Raw genomic sequence first — 17,983 nt, forward strand, 5'->3', positions numbered from 1 at the left:
AAGAGCATTTTTTGTCGAACGATTTACATCTTATCACGTTCGTTATTTACGAGTCAAGAAGTTTTTTATCGAAACCTGTTAGCTTTTCTCGTATTTTGTCATCGCTCATTGGCGACAAGGAATAATCTATCACATCCCAAAATTGAAATCAAGGGTAAATTTAAAAGGATTTTTCTGCCAATACTAAAAATCGCTTTAAGTTCGCTACTCTTTTCATGCAAAAGCCACTCCCTATACCAGAGAGTGGCACTTCCATACAATTGTCAACGTCGGCGCTGAAGCTCGCTTAGGACTTGGTCCAACGGCAGCTTTTGCTCGCGCAGAAGCACAAGCAGGTGGAAGATCAAATCAGAAGCCTCGTAGCGCAATTCCTCATGGCTGCGATTTTTCGCAGCAATAATAACCTCCGCCGCTTCTTCCCCAACCTTTTTCAAGATCTTGTCCACGCCTTTTTCAAATAAATAGGTGGTATAAGAGCCTTCCGGGCGCTCTGCCTCACGGGCGGCAATCAATGCTTCCAGCTCCGCAAGAATGGCAAAACGATCGTCAACACCTGCACTGGATGCCTCCTCGGCACCTTCTACCAGCTCACCAGCAAAGCAGCTGTACGCCCCTGTGTGGCAGGCCGGGCCGTTTGGCACTACTCGTACGACCAGCGCGTCCCCATCGCAATCATAGCGCATGGAAACGATTTGCTGCGTATTTCCAGAGGTTGCTCCTTTATGCCACAGCTCGGCACGCGAACGGCTCCAGAACCATGTCTCTTTCGTTTCCAACGATTTTTCCAGCGATTCCTTGTTCATATAAGCGAGCGTCAGGACTTCCTTGCTCACTGCATCCTGCACAATGGCGGGAATGAGGCCATTTTCATCGAATTTCAACTGTTCCCACGCAATCTCTGCTGTCATGGCCGCACCACAACTCCTTTGGTTTGAAGATACTCTTTCACTGTGTGGATCGAGGTCTCTTCGTAGTGAAAAATCGAAGCAGCCAACGCCGCATCTGCTTTTCCTTCTGTCAGGACATCGTAAAAATGCTCACGAGAACCGGCTCCACCAGAAGCAATCACCGGGATACCGACCGCTTCCGAAACGCGACGCGTCAATTCAATACCAAAGCCCTTTTTCTCTCCATCGTCGTCCATGCTCGTAAGCAGAATTTCCCCCGCTCCCAGCGCTTCCGCTTCCTGCGCCCAAGCAACAACGTCTCTTCCGGTAGCGTTGCGTCCACCGTGCGTGTACACTTCCCAGCGGTCGCCTCCCACGTTTCGGGCATCGATCGCCACGACGATGCATTGCGAACCGAATACAGTCGCCCCCTCGCCGATCAGCTCTGGACGCAGGACTGCCGCTGTATTGAGGGAAATCTTGTCCGCTCCGGCCCGCAAAATGCGCTTCATGTCCTCGACACTATTGATGCCTCCACCGACTGTAAAAGGAATCGTGATGTTGGCAGCCGTACGCTCGATGACGTCAACCATCGTTTTACGTCCTTCGTGCGAAGCAGATATATCGAGAAAAACGAGCTCATCCGCCCGCTCCTCACTGTACTTTTTGGCAAGCTCTACCGGATCTCCAGCATCGCGCAGACCCACGAACTGTACGCCTTTTACCACCCGGCCATCCTTCACATCCAGGCAGGGAATGATTCGTTTCGCCAACATGGTTACACACGCTCCCTCATGCGATTCAGCGCTTCATCCAAGGTGAATGCGTCTGTGTACAGCGCTTTTCCCACGATAGCGCCAGAGACGCCATCCTTCTCATGCGTCGAGAGCGTCAGCAGATCCTCGAGGTTGCTCACCCCACCAGAAGCGATGACAGACTTGCCTGTCGCAACAGCCAGCCCTGCGATTTCCTCGACATTGGGGCCTGTCAGCGTGCCATCACGTGCAATGTCCGTATAAATGAACGTCTCCGCTCCGTACGATACCAAGCGTTTTGCCAAATCGATCGCAGATACATCCGTCGTATTCAGCCAGCCGCGCGTGGCAACCATGCCATTGCGGCAATCCAGACCAATCGCGATCTTGTCCCCGTAGGCTTGCAAAATGCGCTGGGTAAACGGCTCGTCTTCAATCGCAGCAGTTCCTACGATGACTCTGGCTACACCTGCTTCCAAATAATCGGCAATCTGCTGCTCCGTGCGAATCCCCCCGCCTACCTGAACCGGAACCGAAATCGTACGCGCTATTTCCTTAATGATCTCTGCGTTTGCAGGCTTGCCCTCTTTTGCACCATCCAGATCGACCAGATGTACCCAGGAAGCCCCTTGCTCCACCCACCGTTTTGCCATTTCCAGCGGGGAATCCGCATAGACCGTCTCCTGTGCGTAGTCACCCTGAAACAATCGGACGCATTTTCCTCCGCGAATATCAATCGCCGGATAAATGATGAAACTCACGCCAATACCCCCTCACACTGTACGGCAAAGTTGCGCAGCAGCTGCATTCCCGTCTCCCCGCTCTTCTCCGGGTGGAACTGCATGCCGTACACGTTGCCTCTTCCTACAATCGCAGTGACATCCTGATAGTAGTCACTCGTCGCCAGCAGCTCTTCCGGATGCCCCACCCGCACGTGATAGGAGTGTACAAAATAGACGTAGTCGCCCGTCTTTACACCTTCCAAAAGCCAGTGATCCTGTGTGAGCTGCAGCTGATTCCAGCCCATATGCGGGATCTTGTAGTCCCCGACAAAGCGGATCGCTTCCCCGCTAAGCAGCCCAAGTCCGATATGCTCGCCGTGCTCCGTGCTTTTCCCAAACAAGAGCTGCATCCCGAGGCAGATGCCCAGGATCGGACGCCCTGTTGCAGCATAATCGTGAATCGGCTGCTCCAGCCCGAGCTCGCGAATGTTCGCGATCGCATCGCCAAACGCCCCGACCCCTGGAATGATCAATCCGCTATAATCGTTCAAACGCTCCCCTTGGGAGACGAAATCATACGAGTAACCAAGACGTTCCAAAGCTTTGCTCAAGCTATACAGATTGCCCATGCCATAGTCGATGATGCCGATCATGTTTACAAAACCCCTTTGGTAGACGGAACCCCTTTTACGCGTGGGTCGATCGTCGTCGCTTCATCCAGCGCGCGGCCAAGTGCTTTGAAGATCGCTTCTATCATGTGGTGGGTATTGTGCCCGTAGTGCAGAATGACATGAAGATTGATTCTCGCCTCCAGAGCAAATTTCCACAAAAACTCGTGTACCAGCTCCGTAGGGAATTGCCCGACTACGTTTGTCGGATAGGTCGCCCGATACTCCAAATGCGGTCGGTTGCTGATGTCGATGACGACTTGAGCCAATGCATCATCCATCGGTACAAATGCGTTCCCGTAACGCTTGATGCCTTTTTTGTCACCCAACGCTTCCCGCAAGGAATGGCCCAGACAAATACCGATGTCTTCTACCGTATGGTGATAGTCGATTTCAATGTCGCCTTTTGCCTTGACGGTCAGGTCGAAATGTCCGTGCTTGGTAAACAGATCCAGCATATGATCGAGGAAAGGCACGCCAGAATCCTGCTTGCTCTCTCCCGCACCGTCTACCCCGAAGGAAAGGGCGATTTGCGTCTCATTGGTGTTGCGTTCGATCTGTGCTGCTCGCTTCTGCATTTCACTCATTTGCTGTCACGCTCCTGCTCTTCACGATCAAAGTCACGTAGCCGTTCGGTAATCGCTCTTCCGTGTGCCGCCAAACCTTCCTGCTCCGCCAGCGCCACAATTTTATGTCCATTCTCACGCAAGTCTTGCTTGCTGTAAGAAACCACACTCGATTTTTTAATGAAGTCATCCACCGATAATGGAGAAGAGAAACGAGCAGTCCCGTTGGTCGGAATGACGTGGTTCGTTCCCGCGAAGTAATCGCCCACCGGCTCCGAGCTGTAAGGCCCGAGGAAGATCGCCCCTGCGTTTTCCACTTTCCCCAAATGCTCAAATGGCTCTGCAATCATGATTTCCAAATGCTCAGGAGCAATGCGGTTGATTGCCGCAAAGCCTTCTTCCAGATCATTGACGACCAAAATCGCGCCGAAATCTCGAATCGCCGCTTCGGCAATCTCTTTGCGCGGCAGCTCTGCCAGCTGTCTTTCCACTTCCTGTGCCACGGACTCCGCTACTGCCTGGGAAGTGGTGACGAGAATCGCTGCGGACATCGGATCGTGCTCTGCCTGCGAAAGTAAGTCAGCCGCTATGTAACGCGGGTTAGCGGTCTCATCAGCCAGTACGGCGATCTCGCTCGGTCCCGCTACCATATCGATGCTCACCAGTCCGAACACTTCCCGCTTCGCCAATGCCACGAAAATGTTTCCTGGACCAACAATCTTATCCACTGCTTTGATTTGCTCGGTTCCGTAAGTAAGAGCCGCAATCGCTTGTGCGCCGCCCACTTTATAAATCTCTTTTACCCCGGCGATCTGTGCAGCTACGAGGATCGCTGGATTGATCTTGCCATCACGGCCAGGTGGTGTCGTAATCACGACTTCCGGTACTCCCGCGATTTTTGCCGGAATCGCATTCATCAGGACACTGGACGGGTAAGCTGCCGTTCCCCCAGGCACGTACAGACCTGCACGCTTCAATGGACGAATAATCTGCCCGAGCAACGTCCCGCTTTCCTTGGTGGAGAACCACGATTGACGCACTTGTCTTTGATGAAAATCCCGAATATTCTCTGCCGCTTCTTCCAGAGCAGCTCGTACCTCTGGGGAGACTTGCGAAGCTGCTTCCGCAAACTCCTCTTCGCTTACTCGAAATTGCTCCAAACGCACACGATCAAAGCGTTCTGTATAATCGCGCAGGGCCTCGTCTCCACGCTGGCGCACATCCGAAAGAATGGCTTTGACTGCTTCCTGCTGCTCTTTGGTACCTGAATCTACGGAGCGTTTCCCATCAAATTGGCTTGCTGACAGAATGCGCATCGTTTTTTCACCTCTCCCATTCTCTCTACGATCTTTTCGGAATGACTTCCAAGAACTTGCTCGCAATATCATCCACCGCTTCACTCTTCATCCGGTAGCTTGCCCGATTGGCAATCAACCGTGTCGTAATCTCGCAAATATGCTCAAGCTCCACGAGCCCGTTTTCTTTTAACGTACGTCCGGTCGAAACGATATCGACGATCCGGTCCGCCAGTCCAATCATCGGCGCCAGCTCCACGGAGCCATTCAGCTTGATAACCTCCACCTGCTGACCCTGCTCGCGGAAATAACGAGAAGCGATCTTCGGATATTTCGTCGCTACACGCGGGGCGTCGGTCGGCTTCCAGTCTGGCATGCCTGCTACCATCATCCGGCAGTAGCCGATCTGCAGGTCGAGCAGCTCGTACACATCCCGTTCTTCTTCCAACAGTACGTCCTTCCCTACCACGCCAACATCAGCGACCCCATACTCGACATAGGTAGGAACATCCGTAGGTTTTGCCAGGATGAATTCCAGCCGTGCATTTTCAACAGGTATCACCAGCTTGCGAGAATCTTGAAGCTCTGCCGTCACCTGCAAGCCAGCCTGCTGCAAAAAGTGAACAGCCTCTTCAAAGATTCGCCCCTTTGGCATGGCGATCGTCAATTTTTGTGAGCTATCGGAAAAACTCATTTCCTATTCCTCCTGTTTCGTCAAGCAAATGACCTTGCTGTACGCTTCTCCCTGAAATGTCGCAGCCTCTGCCTGATTTTTCACGAGTCTTGTCACGACGACGAGTCCGTCTTCCCGAAGCAATTGCGCCTCAGCCAAAGCCTCCGTCCGCTGATCCTCTGTATAGCACAAAAGAATGCGTGTAGCAGGCGGGCCATCCATGACTGGAGTCACCATCAGCAAACGATCCATCTTGATCGCAAAGCCTGTTGCGTGCGCCGGACGCCCAAACTGCGCCAGCAGATGATCGTACCGTCCTCCCCCCAAGAGCGGAGAGCCCAGGTCAGCTGCGTATCCCTCGAAAACGACACCCGTGTAATAATTCAAGTTGATGATCAGATTGAAATCCAGCAGCAAGTCATCTGTTACGCCATATGCCTCCAACGCTTCCCACAAAGACGCGATCGTCTCCACCGCACGTCTCGCTTTTCCGTTTTCCGTGAGCGAGCGTGCCTCGTCGATTTTCCCTTTGCCTCCGCGAAGTCTCAGCAGAGCTTCCAGCCGCTCCTTTGCCGCAGGATCAATATCGAGTGTAGAAAGCAGCTGACGGAATCCAACGAAGTCACGTTCCACCAGGTATTGACGGAACTGATTGCGGATCGATTCATCCTCGAACCATTCCTCCAGCAGGCCATCGACGAAGTCCACATGCCCAATCGCAATACGGAAAGTCTCTACGCCGGCAGCTCGCAAACAAAACACCGCAAGAGCAATCGCTTCGGCATCCGCATCCACAGAAGCATCCCCGATCAATTCAATCCCAGTCTGAAAAAATTCCGCATTCCGTCCCGCTTCCTTTTCCTGTGCGCGGAAGACATTTGCCTGATAAAACAGGCGGAGCGGCAACGGAACATCTTTATATAAGGAGGAAACCACGCGGGCGATGGGCGCCGTCATATCCGGCCGCAGCACCACGGTATGTCCCTGTTTATCCAAAAGGCGAAACATTCGGTCTGTCAACGTCGCACTGGCAGCTCCTACGGTGTCGTAATACTCCAGGGACGGCGTGGAGATTTCTTCATATCCCCAACGTTCAATGCATTGGCGCAACGACCGCTCCAAATGCCGTTGTTTTGCCAATGAATCAGGCAAAATGTCCCTCATCCCTAGCGGCTTTTCAAATCCCAACGGCTTTGCCATCGTACTTCCCTCCATTGATTACGCTTTACTCTGCTAATATGGTAGTAAGTTAAAGTGTTATGAAGAAGAGTACCACGTTCCGCCCACATGGTCAACATAGATAAGAATAGTTGGAAAATTGTACACAAATGATAAAAGACCAAATAAGGGAGGCTCTGCCTACAACACAGTCACCTCCCTTTATCATTCTTATTTGGCTTTACTCTTACTCCTGTTCATCGCCAGTCGCATTTCCATTCCGGATCACCTGCATGGGATTTCCTCCAACAAAAGCTCCCGGCGGTACATCCTTATGTACAACGGTCCCAGCTGCCACAATCGCGCCTTTGCCGATCGTCACCCCTGGCAGGATCGTCGAATTGGCTCCAACCAAAACGCCGTCCTCAATACGCACCTCACCCAGCCGGTACTCCTCCACCAAATATTCATGGGCGAGAATCGTCGTATTGTACCCGATCACGCAGTTACGGCCGATTTTGATCAGCTCGGGGAACATGATGTCCATCATGACCATCAAGGCCACAGCACTTTGCGGGCCGACCTCCATCCGCAGAAAGGTGCGGTACAGCCAATTCTTCCATGATAAAAAAGGGGTGTATCTCGCCAACTGGATCACGATAAAGTTTTTCATGACTTTCCAAAAGCTCACCGTCCGATACAGCTGCCACAACGGATTGGCGCCATGAACGGGATAACGTGTCGTCTTTCTCATGAGCTGCTCTCCTTCATCCCTCTACAAATCGGAATCTTCCAGGATGGCATCCGACTGTTTACGCGAAAAGTGAACCGCCGCATTATACCCCATCCGTTTCAAACGGAAGTTCATCGCCGCCACCTCGATAATGACTGCCAAATTTCGGCCGGGACGAACAGGTACCGTAATAATCGGAATATCCGTATCCATGATCTTCAGTGTTTCCTCATCTAATCCCAGTCGCTCATACATTTTTTGAGGCTCCCAAAGCTCGAGCTGTACGACCATCTCGATGTTCTTCACATTGCGCACCGCACCTGCCCCGAACATGGTCATTACGTTAATAATGCCCACCCCACGGATTTCGAGCAGATGCTGGATCAGTTCAGGCGCGCTCCCGCTTAATTGACCTGCCTGTGTCTGTCTGATCTCTACTGCGTCATCGGCGACCAAGCGATGTCCACGCTTGACCAGCTCCAAAGCCGCTTCGCTTTTCCCGATCCCACTGGATCCCATAATCAGCACACCGACACCGTAAATGTCTGTGAGAACGCCGTGAATCGTCGTAGTCGGAGCCAGACGGTTCTCCAGGAAGTTCGTCATTTTCCCCACGAGTGTAGTGGTAGCTAGCGGAGATTGGAGGACGGGTACACCATATGTATTTGAAACCTCTATCATTTCCTCCGGCACCGGTTGATTTCGCGTCACGCAAAAGCATGGCGTCTTTCCTTGCATGAGAAAGGTCATTCTCTCTAATCGTTTCTCGCGATTTAACGTTTGAAAGAAGTTGATCTCTGTCAAACCAAAGAGTTGAATTCGCTCATCTGCGTAGTAAGAATAATAGCCTGCCAGCTGCAAGCCGGGTCTGCTCAGGTCGGTTACGGTAATTTCTCTTCCCAAGCCTTCCTCGCCGCTTAATACAGCCATATTGAAATGTTCAGCGAGATGGCTAACATTTGTCTTTCTCATGAGAGTCCCCCTAGCTTGGGATTTTCCGTCCCGTTTGTTTGCTTCTATTGTAACGAAAGCTCCCTAGCCGCGACAACCTTTGACCCCCGCCCTCTTATCGGCATAAATTGTCGTATCATTTACATTTTTCTCGTTATTTTTTAAGATAGAAAATGTATTGGTAGCAGGCACTACATAGGTTACAGTTAATTTGACATCATTCGCGCTCCGAATTTCGGACTGAGGGGAGGCAAAACTTTGGATTTCATACTTCGATTCATACTTGTAGACATACCAGAAGCCTTCTTGCTGCTCACGATCGCTTTGGCATTATTCAATCACTCGGTCTTTGAAAAATGGAAAGCAGCTTTGTCGTTTGCCATCATCGTTTCGATTCCAGGGGAGGTTCTATCTTACCTCGACGTAGCGTACCAACCAAAGATCTTGATTATGTACGTGGTCTACGTTCTCACCATGTTGGTTCTCTTTCGCTACAATATTTTAAAATCAGTGTTTATGGGCATGGTTGCCATTTGTTCTTTGCTACTGTCTGAGTCCTTTGTGATTATGGTTTATAACAGTCAGCATATTTACATGGAGCAAATGTTCTCAAGCACCATGCTTACGATTACAATTCGCTCCTTCTATTTAGGAAACTTTCTCTTGGTTGCACTTTGCTTGCGGATTCTCAAATTCGACATAACGCGCCTACTGCCACAAAATCGTTATAATCGTTACCTCTTTTTGCTTGTCCTGGTTGGTAGTATCGAATTTCTCTTGATTCTGTTTTTGAACACGTCTTTCATTTTGCGTGAAAACAACTCTAGATTCATGATCATGTATTCACTCACGTCCCAAATGATCATCCAAATCTTGATTTTAGCTCTCTTTATTATCATCGTAATTTTGTTCCGTATTTATTTGAACTTGACGATCAATCGCGTAGAGGAAGAAACGGGTACGCCCTATTTAAATAGTATCCATGATCTCGTGACAGCCATTCGGTCCATCAAACATGATTCCTTGAACCATTACACCGCTATAAACGGCTTCCTGAAAAAGGGGTACGTCGATTTAGCCAAAGAGTACGTGGAACAGCTGCTACAAGAAACAGTTTCGGGCGAAAAGAAAATGGATACAAGCTCGCAAGTATTGGAAAACATCAAAAATCCGGCGGTCTCCTCACTATTGCAGTCCAAAATGGAGGTATGCTTTGCAGAGCGCATCTCCCTATCGATGAACATCAAGACAGTGAATCAATTTTCGCAAATCAAGACGTACGACCTGATCAAGGTATTGGGAAATCTCTTTGATAACGCGATTCGGGCTACCTCTTACGAATTGGAGGAGAATCGTTTTATCCGTGTAGAATGGGGACAGTCGGAGAATGAACATTACCTGGTGATTGAAAATAGTGGGCCTACTATTCCTAAGGACAAGCTATCTGGAATCTTCCAATCAGACTATACCACCAAAAAAGATGGAGATGGAGGTCTCGGGCTCGTCATCGTCAAAACCGTTACCGATCGTTACGGCGGCAAAATCCATGTGTACTCGGAGGATGGTGTCACCCGTTTTCGGATTTCCTTTCTAGCCCGATAATTCGCAGAATACATAGGGAGGCCAAAGCATGACAGGGATGGAAAAGGTATCGATGCGTCTAGCACAACGTTTAAAGACAGAAAACATGCCCTACTCCGTTGGCACGCTTGCACACGGTATTGAAATTTTTCTTTTCAATCTCATCGGCGCTTTGGCCATTGTCGTTTGTTCTGCCGTTTTTCAACTGCTGAAAGAAGTCATTCTATTCTTTGCTCTCTTTTACTTATTCCGAAGCATTGCAGGTGGCGCACATTTACGCAGTCCATGGACCTGCCTGACTGCCACCCTGCTGCTCATGCTTGCAGGAGGCTTTGTCGTCAGGCATTTCCCGATCCTCCCTGCCCCTTACGCTCAGCTTGTCATACTAGTAGTCTCGGGACTTTCATTTGGGATCAACTTTCGCTATGCGCCTGCCACACATACCTATGCACCTAATAACCCTGCCATCCAGCGAAGAAATAGACTTATTATCCTATGGATGATCCTAGTAGGTTGCACTATCTCTATTAGTTTGGTAGGATATACCTATCAACTCTCCATGACCTACACATTTGCAATTCTCTTGCAATCTGTTCTTCTCATGCCGAGTTCTTTTCGACTGATTTCCCGTTTGGAAAACAATTTGAGAGGGTGATTGTCAGTGAAGAAATTTCAGCTGATTCTTGGTGGTTTTTTTGCTCTGTTATCTTCATTAAACGTGATTGGCGTTTTAAAAACTGGGGCTCTCTACGAACCGATTCCGCCTCATCTACGAGAAAAAAACACGCAACCAAACGACAGATAGTACCTTCAACAGGTTACCTCATAAGTAAACCCGTGTCCGCTCTTCACGAGTGACACGGGTTTTTGTTCGTTTTTACTACTTCTTCGTTTTGCTAACTCCCCAATCGATAAGCCACCCAAACACGCTCATAAGTGCAGCCGCAATGATGACAATACCGATATTGTCAGGCCATGGCCCTACTTCAAAACCGTTGATGAAGTAAGCCGTCAACGAAAACGTCAACGCATTGATCACAAACCAGAAAAGACCCAGTGTCAAGATCGTTAATGGCATGGTGAAAAAAGTCAGGATCGGGCGAATAACCGAGTTGACGATACCCAAAATTAAAGCGGCCAAGACTGCAACCCCGTAGCTGTTAATTTGGATGGATTGAAACCAGTTGCCAATCAAAAGCAAGGCGCCTCCGTTCAAAAGCAGCTTGATAACCCAGCGAAACATGCTCATCTCCCCTTCCTTGTCAAATTTTGTTCTGTTTGTATTATCGGTTGCCTTGCACTTCTTCTTTCCACTGTTCAAAAAATGTCGTCATAAATCGGTGCCGCTCCAAGGCGATATTCCGCGCCGTTTGCGTAAACAGCCTGTCTTTGATGCGCTGCAGCTTCCACTCATACTCTTTTAAAGGGGTATGCTGTTCCTCTTGGTCCGATTGAATCACTTGCCCCAATACACCTGAGTAGGCAAAAGCACGCGCTACTCCAATGGCCCCGATGGAATCGAGCTTATCTGCGTCAAACAAGACCTTCTCTTCAATCGTAACAGGTGGACGGTCCTTGCGAAAGCGATGCGCGAGAATGACAGCCTGCACACGCGTGATGATGCTGTCAGAGAGCCCTTCTTCACGCAGGAGGACTTCTGCTGACCGGGCACTGATTTGCGCGTGACACTCCCCCGTCCGCCGCTCCTCCGCCCGTCCGACGTCGTGCAGGAGCGCCCCCAAGCCGAGAATCATCAGATCAGCGCCTTCTTCTCTTCCGATGCGCTCACACATCGCCATTACCCGAAGATTGTGCTGCCAGTCGTGAGCAGGGTCCTGTCCGTCAAAGTGACTTCGCGCTGCTTCGATCAATCTTTGTGGCAAACGATCCAAACAAGCCTTACGATAATCCATTTGCTGCTCCCTTCCGCGAAGCCAGAGAAGCCCATCTTTCCCTGACAGAAAAAGGGGCGGTCCCAGTCACTCGAGTTCGCCCCTCTTTCTCTTCTTATTATTTTATTTGGAGACCAATTGTTCCATTCTTGCCGCTGTTCGGGAACGGTCTCTCTCGAGGATCGGACGCAGATACTTTCCGGTGTACGAGCCCGCAAGCTCGGATACCTCTTCAGGTGTACCCGTACCGACGATCTCTCCACCACGGGTACCGCCCTCTGGTCCCAGATCAATGATATAATCGACCGTTTTGATGACATCGAGGTTGTGTTCAATCACGAGCACCGTATCCCCGTTCTCCACGAGTCGCTGCAGGACCTTCAACAGCCGGTCAATATCATCCGTATGCAAACCGGTCGTCGGCTCATCGAGAATGTACATCGTGCGTCCTGTGCTGCGACGATAGAGCTCAGAAGCCAGTTTGACGCGCTGTGCCTCCCCACCGGATAGCGTAGTCGCCGGCTGCCCCAGCTTCATGTACCCCAAGCCTACATCCACGATGGTTTGCAGCTTGCGCTCGATTTTCGGCAGATTGCGGAAAAATTCCACAGCATCCTCAATCGTCATTTCCAGAACATCAGCGATGCTCTTGCCTTTGTATTTCACATCGAGCGTTTCCCGATTATACCGCTTACCGTGACATACCTCGCAAGGTACGTACACATCAGGCAGGAAGTGCATCTCGATCTTGATGATCCCGTCCCCGCTGCACGCTTCGCAGCGTCCGCCCTTGACATTGAAGCTGAAGCGGCCTTTTTTGTAGCCGCGTACCTTCGCCTCATTGGTAGAAGCAAACAGATCGCGAATATCGTCAAATACACCTGTGTACGTAGCCGGGTTGGAACGAGGGGTACGTCCGATCGGTGACTGATCGATATCGACCACCTTGTCCAGATGCTCGAGGCCGACGATGCGGCGATGCTCCCCTGGCTTGACCTTGGCCCCGTTCAGATCACGCGCCAGCGTCTTCTGGAGAATCTCGTTGATCAGTGTACTTTTGCCTGAGCCAGAGACGCCTGTTACGGCTACAAACATGCCAAGTGGAATCTTCGCATTGACGCCTTTGAGGTTGTTTTCCTTGGCTCCCTCGATCTTGATCCATTTGTCAGAAGGCTTGCGGCGCTCCATCGGCACCGGGATAAACTTGCGTCCGCTCAAATAAGCGCCCGTAAGCGAATCGGGATTCTGCATCACTTCATCGGGAGTACCTGCCGCGATCACCTGACCGCCGTGAATTCCCGCTCCTGGACCGATATCGATGATGTAGTCACAAGCCATCATGGTATCTTCGTCATGCTCCACAACGATCAGCGTGTTGCCCAGCTTGGTCATATGCTCCAGCGTTTTGATCAATCGCGCGTTATCCCGTTGGTGCAAGCCAATGCTCGGTTCGTCCAAAATGTAGAGAACTCCCATCAAGCTGGAGCCAATCTGCGTCGCCAAACGAATCCGCTGCGCTTCCCCACCTGAAAGGGTTCCGGCTGCCCGACTCAAGGTCAAATAATCCAGACCGACATCGATCAGGAAGTTGAGACGCGCCTTGATCTCTTTCACGATCAGGTTGGCGATCTTCGCTTCTCTTTCCGTCAAGTCCAAGCCATCTACAAACTGATGGGCATCCATGATCGACAGTGTCGTCAGCTCCGAAATGCTCCGTTCCCCGACTTTTACCGCGAGACTTTCCTGACGCAAGCGCTGTCCTTTGCAGACAGGGCATGGCTTTTGGCTCATAAAGCCTTCGATTTGCTCGCGGATGTAATCCGAGCTGGTCTCCAGATGGCGGCGCTGCAGATTGGGGATGACCCCTTCATAAGGTACAACGGCCTCACGCACTTGGCCAAATTCGTTCTCATAGCGGAATTCAATCTTTTCTCCCATACTGCCGTACATCAAAATCTGTCTCTGCTCGGCTGGCAGCTCTTCATAGGGCAGGTCCATGCGAATGCCAAAGTGGCGGCAAGCCGACTCCAGCAGCTGCTGATAGTACGTGGAGGACTTCGGCTCCCACGCCCCGACCGCGCCGTCATGCAGAGTCTTGGTCGCATCTGGAACGACCATGTCCGGGTCTACCTCCAGCTTCACACCCAAACCGTCACACTCGGAGCATGCACCGAACGGACTGTTAAACGAGAAGATGCGCGGCTCGAGGTCCCCGATGGAAAAGCCGCAAACCGGGCAAGCGTGCTTTTCACTGAAAAGCAGTTCCTCCTGCTCCATCACGTCGACGATGACTTTGCCATCCGCCAGGCGCAATGCCGTTTCCAGCGAGTCAGCCAGCCGGGACTGCACATCGGGTTTGACGACGATCCTGTCCACTACTACTTCGATGTTGTGTTTCTTATTTTTTTCCAGCTTGATATCTTCCGAAAGATCGCGAATTTCTCCATTTACGCGCACGCGAACAAAGCCTTGCTTGCGGATGTCTTCCAGCAGCTTGACGTGCTCGCCTTTTCTCCCTTGCACCATAGGGGCCAGGATTTGCATGCGCGTGCGCTCCGGATACTCCATCACGCGATCCACCATCTGCTCTACCGTTTGGGATTGAATCTCGATACCGTGATCCGGACATACAGCTCTCCCCACACGGGCATACAGAAGACGCAGATAGTCGTAAATCTCCGTAACCGTTCCTACTGTGGAGCGCGGGTTGCGGCTGGTCGTTTTCTGGTCGATGGAAATAGCCGGCGAGAGACCCTCGATCGAGTCGACATCCGGCTTGTCCATCTGCCCGAGAAATTGACGGGCATAGGCAGAGAGGGACTCCACGTAGCGGCGTTGACCCTCCGCATAAATCGTATCAAAGGCAAGAGAAGACTTCCCCGAGCCGGACAAACCCGTCAACACAACGAATTTGTCCCTCGGGATCACCACATCAATATTTTTCAGGTTATGGGCACGCGCACCCTTTACCACAATATGTTCCAATGGCATGAAAAAAATCTCTCCTTAGAGTTCGGCTTTCAGCTCAAGCACCAAATCGCGCAATTCTGCCGCACGTTCGAACATGAGGTTGCGAGCCGCTTCTTTCATTTCTTCTTCCATTCGTGCAATCACCGTTAAGCGGTCTTTCTTCGGCATCTTCTTGAACTCTTCGTGTGGCAGGTAATCCGCTTTTTCTTCTGCCACCTTGGTTGCCTCAATCACGTCACGTACAGCCTTCTTCACCGTTTGCGGCGTAATACCGCGCTCTTCGTTATAAGCCTCCTGGATGGAACGTCTGCGCTCCGTCTCCCGGATAGCGGCGTTCATCGAGTCCGTCATTTTGTCCGCGTACATGATCACGCGCCCTTCCGCGTTACGGGCAGCACGGCCGATCGTTTGAATCAGGGACCGCTCGTTGCGCAGGAAGCCTTCCTTGTCAGCATCAAGGATCGCCACCAAGGATACCTCTGGGAGGTCCAATCCTTCCCGCAGCAGGTTGATCCCGACTAGAACATCGAATTCACCCAAGCGCAGCGAACGCAGAATCTGCATCCGTTCGATCGTTTTAATATCGGAGTGGAGGTAGCGTACCTTGATCCCCACTTCTTTTAAATAGTCCGTCAAGTCCTCGGACATCTTTTTCGTCAGTGTCGTCACCAGTACGCGCTCGTCTTTGGCAATCGTCGCCTGAATCTCTCCGATGAGGTCGTCAATCTGGCCTTTGATCGGACGCACCGAGATCGTTGGGTCGACCAGACCGGTCGGACGAATCACTTGCTGTACAAATTCCGTGCAATGCTCCATTTCATACGGACCAGGGGTAGCGGAAATGTAAACGGCCTGCTTGATCTTGGCTTCGAACTCCGCAAAGGTGAGCGGTCGGTTGTCCTTGGCGGAAGGCAGACGAAAGCCGTGCTCGACCAGCACTTCTTTACGCGCACGGTCTCCGTTGTACATCGCTCTAACCTGAGGCAAGGTCATGTGAGACTCATCCATCATGAGAAGGAAATCATCCGGAAAATAATCAATGAGGGTATACGGCGCATGCCCCTCCGGTAAGCCCGTTAAATGGCGGGAGTAGTTTTCGATCCCGGAGCAGAAGCCCATCTCGAGCATCATTTCCACATCGTAGCGCGTGCGCTGCTCCAGCCGCTGGGCTTCGAGGAGCTTTCCTGCTTCGCGCAGCTCGGCCAAACGCTTCTCCAGCTCCGCCTCGATGCTCTGCACAGCGAGCTTCATTTTTTCTTCCCGCGTCACGTAGTGGGAAGCCGGAAAAATCGCGACATGATCTCGCTGACCCAGGATCTCTCCGGTCAGTACATCGATGGCTGTGATCCGCTCGATTTCATCTCCGAAAAACTCCACGCGAATAGCCTGCTCGCTCTGTGAGGCCGGGAATATCTCAACGACGTCTCCGCGAACCCGAAATGTACCGCGGATGAAATTGATGTCATTGCGGTTGTATTGGATGTCGACCAGTCGATGCAGGATCTCGTCGCGGCTCTTTTCCATTCCGACGCGCAAGGACAAGAGCAGCTCCCGATATTCCTCAGGAGAACCCAAGCCGTAAATGCACGAGACAGAAGCGACAATGATGACATCCCGACGCTCGAACAAAGCGCTGGTCGCCGAGTGGCGCAGCTTGTCGATCTCGTCGTTGATGCTGGAGTCTTTTTCAATAAACGTATCCGATTGGGGAATGTATGCTTCTGGCTGATAGTAATCGTAGTAGCTGACGAAATATTCAACGGCATTGTTCGGAAAAAACTCCTTGAACTCTGCACACAGCTGCGCCGCCAGCGTCTTGTTATGCGCCATGACCAAGGTCGGCTTGTTCACCTGAGCAATCACCTGGGCTGCCGTGAAGGTCTTTCCCGTACCTGTCGCACCCAAGAGGGTCTGGTGCCTCTTGCCCGCCTGAATACCAGCCACCAGTTCAGCTATGGCAGTCGGCTGGTCACCGGACGGCTGATACTCCGATACCAATTCAAAACGCTCCATTCCCTCGTTCATCTCCTCATTACAAAAAGGTTATCTATTTCCATTATAACACAATACGTGCAAAAATAAGCCGAAATTCGAACAAATGTTTGTCTTTACCCCTCGCACCCTTTTTCCGATACTGATAGTGGAAGAACATGCCCGCACGGAAAGACCCGTACAGGAAGGGAGTCTCGACATGTCTGATAACACTACCGTAAGCAATAGCTCAATGGTGCCTGCGCACCTCAGTTATAAAGGAAAAAAGGAATTTTCCACAGAGCTCGATAACAATGCGTTCATGAAGCTTCTGCTGGAGCAGCTGAAAAACCAGGATCCCATGTCTCCAATGGATAACTCACAGTTTATTCAACAGACGAGCATGATGACCATGGTGGAAAAAATGACACGGATGGCAAGCTTGATGGAACAATCCAACAACAGCATGCTCACCTTGGAAAAATACGAGTCTCTGGTCGGTAGAACGGCTACCTATGAACTGACCACCGCTGATGAAATTACCGGCGATACCTCTACAGAAACCAAAGAGGGCGCCATCCAAGCTGTCTATATGGACAATGGCAAGATCTACTTCCGTCTCGAAAACGAATCGAACCCGATCCCGCTGGCAGACATTAAAGGGCTGGAGTCGCAGGGCATGACCGGAAATGCACTGGACAGCAGCCTGAAATACATGGATATGATCGGCAATACCATCTCCTATAAAGCGACCACGCAGGTCGACAAAGATGGCAATCCGGCTACAACAGACGATGTCACTACCGTAGACGAAGTCAAAAATGCCGTGATCACAGGCTTTAGCATGAAGGATGGCACGGCCCTATTCCAGCTGGACAACGGCAATACGGTGAAGCTGGATGAGATCGTGGGGATGAGCGTCAAGCCGGATAATCAGGCAATGAGCAACTCCCTCCAGTACGCCCAGATGATTGGTTACACCATTACTTACAATGATCCTCAAACCAACACTGACGGAAGCACCTCTACAAACAGCCTAAATGGTGTGATTCAAGCCGTCAGCATGAAAAACGGACTAGTCGAATTCGTGCTGGAGGATGGGAAAAAAGTGTCCCTCAGTCAAATTACCGGCTACGAAGCAAAAGCCGTTTAGTTTAAACC

At 51.1% G+C, this 17,983-nt stretch carries 17 protein-coding genes; 3 read left to right on the forward strand and 14 right to left on the reverse strand.

Features of this window, described 5'->3' with window-relative positions; genetic code table 11:
* Nucleotides 1–263: 263 nt before the first annotated feature.
* From hisIE to hprK, 10 genes are all read right to left on the reverse strand, one after another.
* Complete coding sequence (gene hisIE, locus EDM59_RS00965; RefSeq protein ID WP_122921923.1) at nt 264–908, reverse strand: bifunctional phosphoribosyl-AMP cyclohydrolase/phosphoribosyl-ATP diphosphatase HisIE; 645 nt, start codon at nt 906–908, stop codon at nt 264–266.
* Nucleotides 905–1,663 (reverse strand): imidazole glycerol phosphate synthase subunit HisF, encoded by a 759-nt coding sequence (hisF, locus tag EDM59_RS00970; RefSeq protein ID WP_122921924.1) that lies wholly within the window; start codon nt 1,661–1,663, stop codon nt 905–907. The genes hisIE and hisF overlap by 4 nt, the downstream gene beginning before the upstream one ends.
* A 2-nt stretch (nt 1,664–1,665) precedes the next feature.
* Nucleotides 1,666–2,403: a 1-(5-phosphoribosyl)-5-[(5-phosphoribosylamino)methylideneamino]imidazole-4-carboxamide isomerase gene (gene hisA, locus EDM59_RS00975; RefSeq protein WP_122921925.1), complete on the reverse strand. Its 738-nt coding sequence runs from the start codon at nt 2,401–2,403 to the stop codon at nt 1,666–1,668.
* Nucleotides 2,400–3,017, reverse strand: coding sequence for an imidazole glycerol phosphate synthase subunit HisH (gene hisH / locus EDM59_RS00980; RefSeq protein WP_122921926.1), 618 nt, complete (start codon nt 3,015–3,017; stop codon nt 2,400–2,402). Before hisH ends, hisA begins: the two co-directional genes overlap by 4 nt.
* 2 nt (nt 3,018–3,019) lie before the next feature.
* Nucleotides 3,020–3,619, reverse strand: coding sequence for an imidazoleglycerol-phosphate dehydratase HisB (hisB, locus tag EDM59_RS00985; RefSeq protein ID WP_122921927.1), 600 nt, complete (start codon nt 3,617–3,619; stop codon nt 3,020–3,022).
* Complete coding sequence (gene hisD / locus EDM59_RS00990) at nt 3,616–4,914, reverse strand: histidinol dehydrogenase (RefSeq protein WP_122921928.1); 1,299 nt, start codon at nt 4,912–4,914, stop codon at nt 3,616–3,618. Before hisD ends, hisB begins: the two co-directional genes overlap by 4 nt.
* A gap of 25 nt (nt 4,915–4,939) precedes the next feature.
* On the reverse strand, nt 4,940–5,587 hold the full coding sequence (gene hisG / locus EDM59_RS00995; RefSeq protein WP_092275636.1) for an ATP phosphoribosyltransferase: 648 nt from the start codon (nt 5,585–5,587) through the stop codon (nt 4,940–4,942).
* Nucleotides 5,588–5,590: 3 nt separating this feature from the next.
* The gene (locus tag EDM59_RS01000) at nt 5,591–6,766 is read right to left on the reverse strand and encodes an ATP phosphoribosyltransferase regulatory subunit (RefSeq protein ID WP_122921929.1); all 1,176 of its coding nucleotides are present in this window, start codon (nt 6,764–6,766) and stop codon (nt 5,591–5,593) included.
* Nucleotides 6,767–6,971: 205 nt separating this feature from the next.
* Nucleotides 6,972–7,478, reverse strand: coding sequence for an acyltransferase (locus EDM59_RS01005; RefSeq protein ID WP_122921930.1), 507 nt, complete (start codon nt 7,476–7,478; stop codon nt 6,972–6,974).
* A gap of 21 nt (nt 7,479–7,499) precedes the next feature.
* Nucleotides 7,500–8,429, reverse strand: a complete 930-nt coding sequence (gene hprK, locus EDM59_RS01010) for an HPr(Ser) kinase/phosphatase (RefSeq protein ID WP_092275627.1) — start codon at nt 8,427–8,429, stop codon at nt 7,500–7,502.
* A gap of 237 nt (nt 8,430–8,666) precedes the next feature.
* Here hprK and EDM59_RS01015 point away from each other — a divergent pair, with 237 nt between their 5' ends.
* Nucleotides 8,667–10,010 carry a sensor histidine kinase gene (locus EDM59_RS01015; RefSeq protein WP_122921931.1) on the forward strand — a complete coding sequence of 448 codons (1,344 nt, stop codon included), beginning with the start codon at nt 8,667–8,669 and terminating at the stop codon, nt 10,008–10,010.
* Between the two features lie 28 nt (nt 10,011–10,038).
* A complete protein-coding gene (locus EDM59_RS01020) occupies nt 10,039–10,644 on the forward strand; it encodes an accessory gene regulator B family protein (RefSeq protein ID WP_122921932.1) in 606 nt (201 codons plus the stop codon).
* Between the two features lie 225 nt (nt 10,645–10,869).
* Here the strand turns inward: EDM59_RS01020 and EDM59_RS01025 are convergent, their stop codons facing one another.
* From EDM59_RS01025 to uvrB, 4 genes are all read right to left on the reverse strand, one after another.
* A complete protein-coding gene (locus EDM59_RS01025) occupies nt 10,870–11,232 on the reverse strand; it encodes a phage holin family protein (RefSeq protein ID WP_122921933.1) in 363 nt (120 codons plus the stop codon).
* 40 nt (nt 11,233–11,272) lie between these two features.
* Nucleotides 11,273–11,902 carry an HD domain-containing protein gene (locus EDM59_RS01030; RefSeq protein ID WP_122921934.1) on the reverse strand — a complete coding sequence of 210 codons (630 nt, stop codon included), beginning with the start codon at nt 11,900–11,902 and terminating at the stop codon, nt 11,273–11,275.
* Between the two features lie 102 nt (nt 11,903–12,004).
* Entirely contained in the window at nt 12,005–14,872 is a 2,868-nt protein-coding gene (uvrA, locus tag EDM59_RS01035; RefSeq protein ID WP_122921935.1) for an excinuclease ABC subunit UvrA, read from the reverse strand.
* A 15-nt stretch (nt 14,873–14,887) separates the two neighbouring features.
* Entirely contained in the window at nt 14,888–16,864 is a 1,977-nt protein-coding gene (gene uvrB / locus EDM59_RS01040) for an excinuclease ABC subunit UvrB (protein ID WP_122921936.1), read from the reverse strand.
* A 178-nt stretch (nt 16,865–17,042) separates the two neighbouring features.
* On the opposite strand from uvrB, the gene EDM59_RS01045 reads away from it, so the two are divergent.
* The gene (locus EDM59_RS01045) at nt 17,043–17,975 is read left to right on the forward strand and encodes a flagellar hook assembly protein FlgD (RefSeq protein WP_122921937.1); all 933 of its coding nucleotides are present in this window, start codon (nt 17,043–17,045) and stop codon (nt 17,973–17,975) included.
* Nucleotides 17,976–17,983 lie beyond the last annotated feature (8 nt).

Source organism: Brevibacillus nitrificans (assembly GCF_003710965.1).
GTDB classification, from domain to species: domain Bacteria; phylum Bacillota; class Bacilli; order Brevibacillales; family Brevibacillaceae; genus Brevibacillus; species Brevibacillus centrosporus.